The organism is Candidatus Beckwithbacteria bacterium (genome assembly GCA_012797845.1).
Lineage (GTDB): Bacteria > Patescibacteriota > Microgenomatia > UBA1400 > UBA1449 > JAAZOH01.
In genome coordinates, this window is sequence record JAAZOH010000016.1 from 74,173 (window position 1) to 84,851 (window position 10,679).

Annotated in this window: 10 protein-coding genes; 1 reads left to right on the forward strand and 9 read right to left on the reverse strand. The window is 36.6% G+C overall.

What is annotated here, in order from left to right; genetic code table 11:
* The 9 genes from GYA49_02480 to GYA49_02520 all read right to left on the reverse strand — a co-directional run bounded on the left by GYA49_02480 (position 1) and on the right by GYA49_02520 (position 7,984).
* Positions 1–606 carry a class I SAM-dependent methyltransferase gene (locus GYA49_02480; GenBank protein ID NMC35889.1) on the reverse strand — a complete coding sequence of 202 codons (606 nt, stop codon included), beginning with the start codon at positions 604–606 and terminating at the stop codon, positions 1–3.
* 19 nt (positions 607–625) lie between these two features.
* The gene (locus GYA49_02485; GenBank protein ID NMC35890.1) at positions 626–2,554 is read right to left on the reverse strand and encodes an adenosylcobalamin-dependent ribonucleoside-diphosphate reductase; all 1,929 of its coding nucleotides are present in this window, start codon (positions 2,552–2,554) and stop codon (positions 626–628) included.
* Between the two features lie 3 nt (positions 2,555–2,557).
* Entirely contained in the window at positions 2,558–2,932 is a 375-nt protein-coding gene (locus GYA49_02490) for a hypothetical protein (GenBank protein ID NMC35891.1), read from the reverse strand.
* Positions 2,933–2,943: 11 nt separating this feature from the next.
* Complete coding sequence (locus tag GYA49_02495) at positions 2,944–3,387, reverse strand: NUDIX hydrolase (GenBank protein NMC35892.1); 444 nt, start codon at positions 3,385–3,387, stop codon at positions 2,944–2,946.
* Positions 3,380–5,458: an adenosylcobalamin-dependent ribonucleoside-diphosphate reductase gene (locus GYA49_02500; protein ID NMC35893.1), complete on the reverse strand. Its 2,079-nt coding sequence runs from the start codon at positions 5,456–5,458 to the stop codon at positions 3,380–3,382. The genes GYA49_02495 and GYA49_02500 overlap by 8 nt, the downstream gene beginning before the upstream one ends.
* A gap of 5 nt (positions 5,459–5,463) precedes the next feature.
* Complete coding sequence (gene nrdR, locus GYA49_02505; GenBank protein ID NMC35894.1) at positions 5,464–5,910, reverse strand: transcriptional repressor NrdR; 447 nt, start codon at positions 5,908–5,910, stop codon at positions 5,464–5,466.
* Between the two features lie 182 nt (positions 5,911–6,092).
* Positions 6,093–6,791 carry a hypothetical protein gene (locus GYA49_02510; protein NMC35895.1) on the reverse strand — a complete coding sequence of 233 codons (699 nt, stop codon included), beginning with the start codon at positions 6,789–6,791 and terminating at the stop codon, positions 6,093–6,095.
* Between the two features lie 15 nt (positions 6,792–6,806).
* A complete protein-coding gene (locus GYA49_02515; GenBank protein ID NMC35896.1) occupies positions 6,807–7,424 on the reverse strand; it encodes an AAA family ATPase in 618 nt (205 codons plus the stop codon).
* 53 nt (positions 7,425–7,477) lie between these two features.
* The gene (locus tag GYA49_02520; GenBank protein ID NMC35897.1) at positions 7,478–7,984 is read right to left on the reverse strand and encodes a hypothetical protein; all 507 of its coding nucleotides are present in this window, start codon (positions 7,982–7,984) and stop codon (positions 7,478–7,480) included.
* Positions 7,985–8,134: 150 nt separating this feature from the next.
* On the opposite strand from GYA49_02520, the gene GYA49_02525 reads away from it, so the two are divergent.
* Entirely contained in the window at positions 8,135–10,477 is a 2,343-nt protein-coding gene (locus GYA49_02525; GenBank protein NMC35898.1) for a PBP1A family penicillin-binding protein, read from the forward strand.
* Positions 10,478–10,679 lie beyond the last annotated feature (202 nt).

A 10,679-nucleotide genomic window follows, 5' to 3' on the forward strand; every position in this document is an offset into this window, starting at 1 on the left:
TCAAATTTTTTGACAAATCATTACTATATACCAATTACCTCTTTTTCCTTGATTTGTAAAAATTTCTAAGACTTTAAATTTTTTTTCTAACAAATGTTTCAATTCTTTTTTTGAATAAAAAGCAAAAAAGCGTTTAATTTTTTGTTGATTAATTTCAATTTCTAGTTCATGTTCACCACTACCTGCTTTAAACCTGACTAAAAAAATACCATTTTTTTTAATAGTTTGATGAATTTTGGCAAATATTTTAGAAATTTTATTTTTAGGAAAATGGAGTAATGAGCAATTGGCAATTATTCCGTCATATTTTTGTTTAGGAAATAAATCTTTTTCAATATCTTTTAGGGAAAAATTAGCTTGAGGAACATTTTTTTTAGCAATTTTGATCATCTCTTCTGAAAAATCATAACCTTCTACTTTAATGTTGTTTTGAAATAAAAATTTCATATCTCTTCCGTTACCACAGCCTAAATCTAAAACCAAGCTATCTTTGGGTAAAATCGAGATAAATTTTCTTAGTATTTTTTCAAAATCTGGATTTAAAATCTGATGAGATTGGTTGTATTGCTGTGCGTATTGATTATATTCTTGTTGCAAATCTGACATAAATTTTTACTTTTTAGTTTTACAACCTACACTGACTCCAACCACATTCATGGCAGGTACCACAACCTTCAGATAAAACAATTTCGGCTCCACATTCCGGACAAATATTAGAATCTGTTTTTATATCATCAGTAATTTTAGTTTCAATAGCTAAGTCTGCATTTTCTAATTTACTTGGTTTACTTGCAGATAAATTTAAGACCTGGTCTTGTTTGCTTCCATCCCGATAAATGGTGATACCCTTGCAACCCAAACGCCAAGCTTGAATATAGGCTTTTTTGACATCTTCAATTGTGGCAGTTTGTGGGAAGTTAATAGTTTTAGATACTGAGTTATCAAAATGTTTTTGCCAGGCAGCTTGGATTTTGATGTGCCATGATGGGGAAATCTGGTGAGTGGTCACGAAGACTTTTTTATCTTGTTCAGATAAACCTTTAATAGTATCTAGATTTTCGCCTTGGACAATTTGTTCTACAATTTTGGTTCGGGTATTTTTGTCCTTAATTTTGCCTGCTAAGTATGCTTCGAATACCGGATCGATCATCATTAATTCTTGGGTTGGTCGGTTGCTTTTATCATCCTCAAAAAAAGTCCGACGCAAAGTAACTAATGAAAAGACTGGCTCAATACCTGAAGAACAGTCAGCCAGCATGGAAATAGTGCCGGTTGGGGCAATCATAGTCAGAGCACAGTTGCGGTAGCGTTCAGCACTGCCCGCAAAAACAGACCGATCCCAATTTGGAAAAACTCCTCTTTCTTTACCTAATTGCAAAGACATATCTTCAGCAGTTTTTCTGATAAATTTAGCCAGACGTTCTGAGAGTCGCACTGCTTCTTGAGAGTTGTAAGGAATGCCAAGTTTAAAAAGCATGTGAGCAAAACCCATTACTCCCAGACCAATACGACGGTTACCATTTTTAACCATTTCTTCAATTTCTTTGATTGGGTACTCATTCATTTCAATCATGTCGTCGAGCAAACGGATTCCTAGTTTGACTGATGTTTCTAAATCATCCCAATCAATTTCCGACTTGCCTTTAACAGTTTTAAGATGATTTGACAAAATAATTGAAGTCAAATTACACGATTCATAAGGTAGAAGCGGAATCTCACCACAGGGATTAGTAGCATTAATTACTCCCAAACTTGGAGTTGGATTATCTTCTTGCATCCGGTCTAAAAAGGCCAAACCCGGATCGCCACTAGCCCAAGCATGTTCAGCAATTAAATTAAATAGTTCACGAGCTTTGACGGTTTTGACTACTTCACCATTTCTGGGGTTTTTAAGTTCCCAATTTTCATCTTGTTCAACTGCTTCCATAAACTCATTAGTAACTCCTACTGAAACATTGAAATTTTTGATAGTCCCATCTTCGTCTTTCAAAGTAATAAAATCAATGATGTCCGGATGGTCACAGTTTAAGATACCAATATTGGCTCCTTGCCGTTTTGAACCTTGTAAAATTTTAGATAGAGCGGCTGAGTAAGCAGATAGAAAATCGACCGGGCCAGAGGAAGCTTTGGGCACATTTTTGACTTTATCGCCTCGAGGTCTGATTTTAGAAAAATTAAAGCCAGTGCCCCCATTGTTTTTATGTATTACAGCTGCTTCACCTAGAGTTTTGAAAATGCTTAAAATATTGTCTTCAACTGGCAAGACAAAACATGAAGAAAGTTGGCCTGTTCCACCTGGATTACCGGCTTCAAACATTGCCTTACCCGCCACCACAAATTTGAAATTAACCATTCGCTCGAAAAAGGCTTGGGCTGTTTTTTCGACAATGCCGTTCATACCCCAGTTAATTTCAGCTTTAGCCATGTGCTGAGCTACCCGCCAAAACATTTCACCTGGAGTCTCAGTGATATTACCTTTGAGATCAGTTTTTAAATACCGCTTCTCGGCAATTTTAAGACCGTTTTCTGAAAGTTTTGGCTCAGTAATTTTCATAGTTTACTTCTGAAAATAATTTGTATCTTTATTTCTATCAATAAGTTTATGAGCCATTTTCATTTCTTCTGGTGTATTTATATAAATGATTTTAAATTTGCCTTCTGTTGTTTGAGTAAGGTAATCATGAGAAATTTCAACAATATGAACCAGGCCCCAATATATCCATTTTCCATTAAGATTTTCCACTAGAAAATTTCGTACAGGCGGAATTTTATAAACTCTAATTTTAGTTTTATTTTTAAAAGTAAAAATTTTATCCTTAAAATCTTTTGTTTTATAAGGATGTAATAGGTGTTTTTCAATATCCAATTCAGCTGGAAATCCTTGTTCTTTAGTGATTTGTAATGTGTCATTAATTTCAATTACACTGCCCATATTTTGAAATTTTAACAATTTATAATTTTTACTAATCTTCTTATCAATCCTTCATCATCTTTATCCCAAGCAAAATATTTACTTTCTAAATCTTTAATTTGTGCCCACTGAAACTGATCATGTTCATGGCTGAGCTTAATTTCACCATCAACAAACGTTCCTTTATATAGCACACAAACAGTCCGAATCCTAGAGTCAGCTGTGTGTACCCAATCCCAAATTACCAATGGCTCACCTATTTTGATTATGATATTGCCCAATTCTTCTTTAATCTCCCGTGCCAATCCTGCCGACAAACTTTCATCCCATTCCAAACCACCACCTGGAAAATCCCACTTACTTTGCAGTTTTTCAGGTATTCGCTTGTCCTGGGAAAAACGAATAAGTAAAACTTCATTTTTAGCATTAAAAAGAGCCACCTTTTGCGCCACTCGAAAACGATTTGGTTTAGACATCACATTTACTCCAACCACATTCCGGACAGGTGATACAGCCTTCAGCTTTTTGCATAGGTGCCCCACATTCCGGACAAACTTTAATTTTTACTGGCACTACTTGTTTTTTAACTAAAGGCCGACCACGAAAATCGATTTCTTTACTACTGTACGGCTCTTTATCCTGCTTGCCACTTTCCAAAACAACTTGCTGTCTGGACCCAGTTACATATACAGTTAACCCTTTACAACCTAATTTCCAGGCCTGAAGATAGGCTTTTTTGACATCATCAATAGTGGCAGTTGCTGGGAAATTAATAGTTTTGCTAATGGAATTATCTACAAAGCGCTGGAGAGCTGCTTGCATCCGCACATGCTGGCTAGCTGTCAAATCAGCTGAAACAACAAAAACATTTTTGATCTCATCAGGCACACCATCAATATTTTGACAAGTTCCGCTTTCTCTTACTTTGCTAAAAACTTTCTCCCGTTTGGCTTTACTTAGTCCAGCTTTTTGTAAAGCTTGAGCAAAAAGTTGGCTTTCGTAATAAAGTTTTTTAAAATCTTCACCATTATCATAATCAGCTCCTTCATGGGTTTTCATCATATAACTTAAGGAAAATACCGGTTCACAGCCATAGCCTTCCAAACCGGTGACCGTGGCTATTGCCCCAGTTGGGGCAATAGTGTTTTGGGCAGCATTGCGTAGACCATGTTTTTTGATATCAGATATCAATTTTGTCCAATTAAGCTTTGGTCTTTTAAATCTAGGACTGGGTTTAACTAAGGATTTATTTAGCTTAAAGGTAAATTGTTCAGGATTATAAACACTTTTAGTAATTCCCGGGAAAACCCCTCTTTCTTTAGCTAATTTAATACTAGTTTTAAGACTGTGATAACGGATAAATTCCATCACCTGACCAGCTAAATCTTCACCCTCTTGGGAACCATAGGCTACTCCTACTAAATACATCAGGTCTGCCAAACCCATGATAGAAATTCCGATGCGCCGATTTTTAAAGGCAGCTTCAGCTAGCATCGGTACAGCTGAGACATACTTATTGGCATCAATGACATCATCCAAAAAGCGGGTAGTTACTTCTACTGTTTCTTGTAATTTAGACCAATCAATTTCCTGATCATACAGTTCATCAGCTAATGTTTTTTTAGGATCTTTTTTAGCTTTAGTATGCTCACGTAAATTAATACTGGCCATACAGCAGTTTTCCCCTGGACCAAGCCATTGTTCACCACAAGGATTAGTGGCTTCCAATGTGTATTGTTCTGGAACTGGGTTTTCGCGGTTGGCCGCATCTAAAAAGAGCAAACCCGGTTCACCGTTGTGGTGAGCAAAGGTAGCGATCGTATCAAAAAGGTCTTGAGCTTTGATAGTTTTGACAGTCTTTTGACTATGTGGGTCGCGCAAATCAAATGATTTATTTTTACTAACTGCTTCCATAAATTCATCTGTAATTCCAACTGAAATGTTGAAGTGTTCAATTTCTCCTTCTTGTTCCTTGCACGTCACAAAATCATAAATATCGGGATGGTCGACTGGTAAAACTGCCATGCAGGCACTACGTCGACCTCCACCCTGGCCAATCACCCAAAAAGCAGTGTCATAAATTTTTAAGAAGGAAACTGCGCCTGTAGCTTTACCTTTGCTGGTACTAATAAAAGCCCCTTTATGTCTAATCCGACCAAAAGAAAAACCCACTCCGCCACCAGATTGGAGAATGAGTACCGCATTACGCAGGGTAGCAAAAATACTGTTTTCCATCTTGCCTAAATCATCTTCAATGGGTAAAACAAAGCAGTTGGCCAACTGACCAGAACCGGTCCCAGCATTGGCAATCGTGCGGCCATTGGGCACAAAGCGGAGAGAAAAAAGATGCTGACGAAATTGTTCATAAATTTGCTTGGGATCAACACCATCACGGTATTGGTTTTCAGACTCAGCTACTACTCGAGCTACCCTGGAAAAAATATCGCGGACAGTTTCTACCGCCCGACCGTGTTCATCCCGCAAACTATAGCGTTTGATAAAAACTTCTAAAGCATTCGGAGGTAACTTGATTTCAGTTTTTTTCATAAGTTTTAACTTAAACGCTGCATTTGCTTTTTAAATTCATCAACACTATCAAATTCCAAAAACACACTCGCAAATCGTAAATAAGCAATCGGATCCAGTTTTTTAAGTCTGGTCAAAATCATTCGACCAATATCTGAAGATGACACTTCAGTTGATTTACGATTTAAAAGTCGCATTTCAATTTCTTCTACAATTTTCTCAACATCTTCACTGGCAATATCTCGTTTTTCGCAAGCTAAGTTAATACCGTTTTTAATTTTGTAACGGTCAAACTCCTGTTTTTCCCCATCTTTTTTAACGACTGTCAAATCTATTACTTCAATTCGTTCGTATGTTGTAAAACGTTTCCTACATGCCAAACATTTTCTTCGCCGCCGAGTCACTTGACCATCTTCGCTATCCCGCGATTCTAAGACTGCACTTTTGCAATTACCACAGTACGGACATTTCATAAGCTTTTAATCCTAAAATAGTGTATTTTGTGAAAACAAAATACACTATCCATAGTGCAAGTAAAAACTGTAGAACACTAGAATTCACAGGTCAATATATCAAAAGATATCAATTATGGTTTTGGAGAAAAATATCCTTCTATTTCAAATAAAAAAAATTACAGCACTTTTCCCGCATGCACTTATTCTTCTTTTAAAACAGCTGAAGGACTAGCTTCTTGTTTTTCTGGCTTGACTAGTATAGGAGTAAATTTGGCTAAATTATTGTCAAAAATACTTTTATCCAAATCTAAAGTTTGTTCTAAAACTGCTCTATCACTATCATCAGTAATTTTATCCAGTAAACGAGCGGTTACTTCTTGATGTTTTAAAAAGGCTTTCGCAAATTGCTCTTTGATAGTAGGATCTATATCTTGGCTACTAAGTAGTGTTTGAAATTGATTATGAGCTTGAACTAAATATTTTTCAGCTTTAGTGACTGTGGTCACTCCTAGTTGAGATTGGCCACCTAAAATCAAAGCTTCACCAGCTCCTAATCGTTTATCGGCAAATAAAAGTAATAATTCAAAACGGGCCAACGGATCTTTGGTCAAAGCTAAATTAACACGGTCTCTCAGCATCTTGAGCCAATACAGTGGGTGATCAGGTAAAATTCCCGGATAAGGTAGTTGATACTGTACTCCTTCTTCATTTTGAACAACCACTTCGCTGGCAACCAATCTTGCAGCTTGACTAGCTTCGGGATTTACTAAGGCAAAAACCGGTTTAGAAAAACCATGTTCTAACATCTGAGGTTGAGCCAATCGTAAAGCCGAAAGAATAACCAAAGTAAAAGCTCCTAAGATAAACAGACTTGAAAAAAGAAGGCGTGAGCCAATCATAATAAAAAGGGTATCTTATGCTTGATACCCTAATTTGTCTAAAACATTTTGTAAGGTTTGCTCTTTGCTTAAAGAAAAAGTATCCAACACGACATCATAAAGCTGCGGATACCAAAAATAAATAGGTTTATCATTACTTGCTAAACCTCGGTTAACTACCCATTCCTGCCATTCTTTAGCATAATACTTTGACCAATTTTTAATATTAGTTTGTTCTCTTTCAAAAATATGCTTCTTAGCTTCTTCCACACTAATACCATCTCTATTGACAATCCGATCGATACGAATAGCATCTTGACTACAAACTACTAAAACTTTCAATGTGCCTGAAATACCTTGAGCAAAAAACCCAGACAGCCAAGATTCTACAACATTACTCTCACTGGTACTTACCATATCACGTTGCTGATAATCTACTTTACGATCAAAATCTTCATCATAAGCACTGGAATCGTGGTGAATTTTTTTGTCAGTTGAAAAATGTCCAATTTTTTGAGCATACATTCGCATAAAATCACCACCACAAAAATAGTTCCAATCTAGTTTCTCAGCCAGAGATTTGGCCAAGGTTGACGAACCAGCTCCGGGCAAACCTGAAACAGTTACATTTTTAAAAAGTAAATTCGCAACCATATAATGCTCCTTAATACATATATAATGTGGATTTCAGGTATTGTAGCAACTTTTTAGACTTCTGCCAAAGCTTTTGCGATTTCTTCCATGGTGATAACAATTTGTTGTAAACGTTTCTTGGCATCAGGTAAGGTAATATGCTGCTTGTCTTTAACAAAATAATGGAAGATTCGATTACGACACAATTTCCAGGTTTGCCACAACATTGCTGCCATTTCCTCTGATCGAAACACTTGAGCTAGATCATCATATAAAATTTCATGACCATCAGGAGCTTTTTGAGCTAGTTGCGGATTAAGAGCTTTGCCAACCCGGAATCTCCGACCTTCATATTGAGCTTGAGAAATAAGCTGAAGTTTTAGTAATAAATCTTTAACAAAGCCTTCATAAGCCTTAGCAGCTGGCATAATAATAAAGGAATAATCATAAAACGTTTTATTGCTCAAATCAACATCTTCAAGAATAAAGAGACTTTGTTGGAGCAATTCTTTCTGAGCACTAGGTAAAGCTTGAAACCAGAGTTTGGAATGAAGATAATCTAGGGTCAGGATAGATTCCATACAATAAGTGTAAAGTGCTTATACAAAAATTACTACTAGAATGTTTAGCCTATTTTTTATTTTTAACATATAGAAAACAAACTTTTATTTTATTTATCAAACAAAGCCTAGCTTATATAATGGAATGTATCATGTTATTATATATAGTCTATGTCAGGAAAAGATATTTGGGACCAACGCCACCAGAAAATAAAAAAAGGCCCTAAAAACAAGAAGAGCGTTTCAGAGAAAGTGGCTAAGCCAAAAACAAAACAAGGCCGTCGAAAAGCAAAAAGGCCGATTTTAAAACTACGATATCTCATTGCTCTTGGTCTTTTTTTTATTGTTTTTATTGCTGGAAGCATTGCCAGCTACTTTTATATTTTTAAGGACTTACCTTCACCAAAAAAACTAGCTCAAGATAGTTTCCCAGTTTCTACTGAGATTTACGATCGCCATGGCACCTTACTGTACCAGATCTATGCAGACCAAAATCGAAAGCCAATTAAACTAGGTGATTTACCACCATATGTTAAAAATGCCACTATTGCTATCGAGGATAAAGATTTTTATCACCATAGCGGTTTTGATATAGCTGGAATTCTCAGAGCCGCATATAAAAATATTGCTAAAGGTGAAAAAGAAGGTGGTTCGACAATTACCCAACAGCTAATTAAAACTACTCTACTTACTCCAGAAAAAACAATCAAGCGGAAACTACGAGAATTGATCTTATCTGGAGTAGCCGAAATGCTGTATTCTAAAGATGAGATTTTGGAAATGTATTTAAATCATATTCCCTACGGTGGTACAGCTTATGGAATTGAACAGGCTGCACAACGTTATTTTGATAAACATGCTAAAGATTTAAGCTTAGCTGAAGCAGCGCTGCTAGCTGGCTTACCACAAGCTCCTAGTCGCTACTCACCTTTTGGTTCAACTCCAGAGCTAGCTAAAAATCGACAAGAACAAGTATTAAAGCGGATGTTAGAAGATGGTTATATTACTCAAGAAGAATATGACGGGGCTAAAAAAACTGAGCTTAACTATGCCAAACAACGGACTGATATTAAAGCCCCTCATTTTGTGATGTATGTCAAAGATTTATTGGTTGAAAAATATGGGCAACGCATGGTCGAACAAGGTGGCTTGCGAGTTAAAACTTCACTGGATTTAGAAGTCCAAGATTATGCCCAAGCTTCTGTGTCAGCTGAAATTGCTAAGCTAGATCAATACAAAGTTAGTAATGGAGCAGCTCTGGTAACCAATCCCTCTACTGGTGAAATCTTAGCAATGGTTGGCTCCCGGAATTATTTTGATGAGGAAATTGATGGTAATGTCAATTTGACCACCAGTTTACGTCAACCTGGCTCATCTATCAAACCACTTAACTATGCTTTGGGACTTTTAAAAGGTTATACAGCTGCTAATTTGTTTTTGGATATTCCTACCTGTTTTGCGGCCGCTGGCCAGCCAACTACGTATTGCCCTAAAAACTATGATGGGAGTTTCCATGGCCCAGTCCAGATGCGTCAATCTTTAGCTAATTCATACAATATTCCGGCTGTTAAAATGCTAGCTTTAAATGGCTTGAAGGATTTTATTGCTACTGCCTCAGCCATGGGTATTTCTACCTGGAAAGATCCTAGTAATTACGGATTGTCATTAACTCTAGGTGGTGGTGAAGTTAAAATGGTAGATATGGCTGTAGCTTTTGGAGTGTTTGCCAATTCTGGGATCAGAATTGATCTCAATCCTATTCTCAAAGTTAGTAACTATAAAGGTGAGGTTTTAGAAGAATATAATCACGAGAAAGAGCCACCAGCTGGTAAACGGATTTTGCCAGCTGAAGTCACTTTTATCATTTCCAATATTTTGTCTGATAATAACGCTCGCACCCCAGCCTTTGGGTCTAATTCCGAACTCTACATTCCCGGCAAAACAGTCTCAGTTAAAACCGGAACCACCGATGACTTACGTGATAACTGGACGATTGGTTATACCCCTGAACTAGTTACGGCGGTATGGGTAGGTAACAACGATAATTCTAAAATGAACCCATACGTTGTTTCGGGTGTGACTGGTGCTGCTCCTATTTGGCACGATATTATGAGTTATTTACTGAAAGATCGGACAGATGTCATTCCACCAAAACCGGAAAATGTGATTGGAACAAATGTTTGTTTATATAAAACAGCAACAGCTGATAATCCCGAACAAACCTGTGAGGGTCGGTTTGAATACTTTATTAAAGGTACTGAAAGCAATATGCTTCATGGCAGCATTGAAAAGAAAAATACTTGGATTGACAAAGAAACCGAACGTCCACCTTTGCCAGAAAAAACGGATAATTTAGAATTACAAGAAAAAACTCTGGCAGCTGATATGTTTACCACTGACTACTGTATTGACTGTCCACATGAGAATGAACCAGCTACAACAATTACGATGGAACAATTTTATGAAAAATTAAAAGCCAAAAAAGAAGATCAGGATCAGATTCAGGCTCAATAAAAAACAATCTTGTTTTTTGATTTTTTAATTTAATTAATTAAACTATCTCAAAAAATCAAACTAAATTCCCTCTTTTTTCCTCTGTTAGACTTTGGTAGTATAAGCTCATGGAAACTAGGACAGGATTAAATCAAAGGCTTAAAAAATACAACCCATTATCCTGGGTTGTTTTTTTATTACAAAGCATCGGCCGAGCTACCTA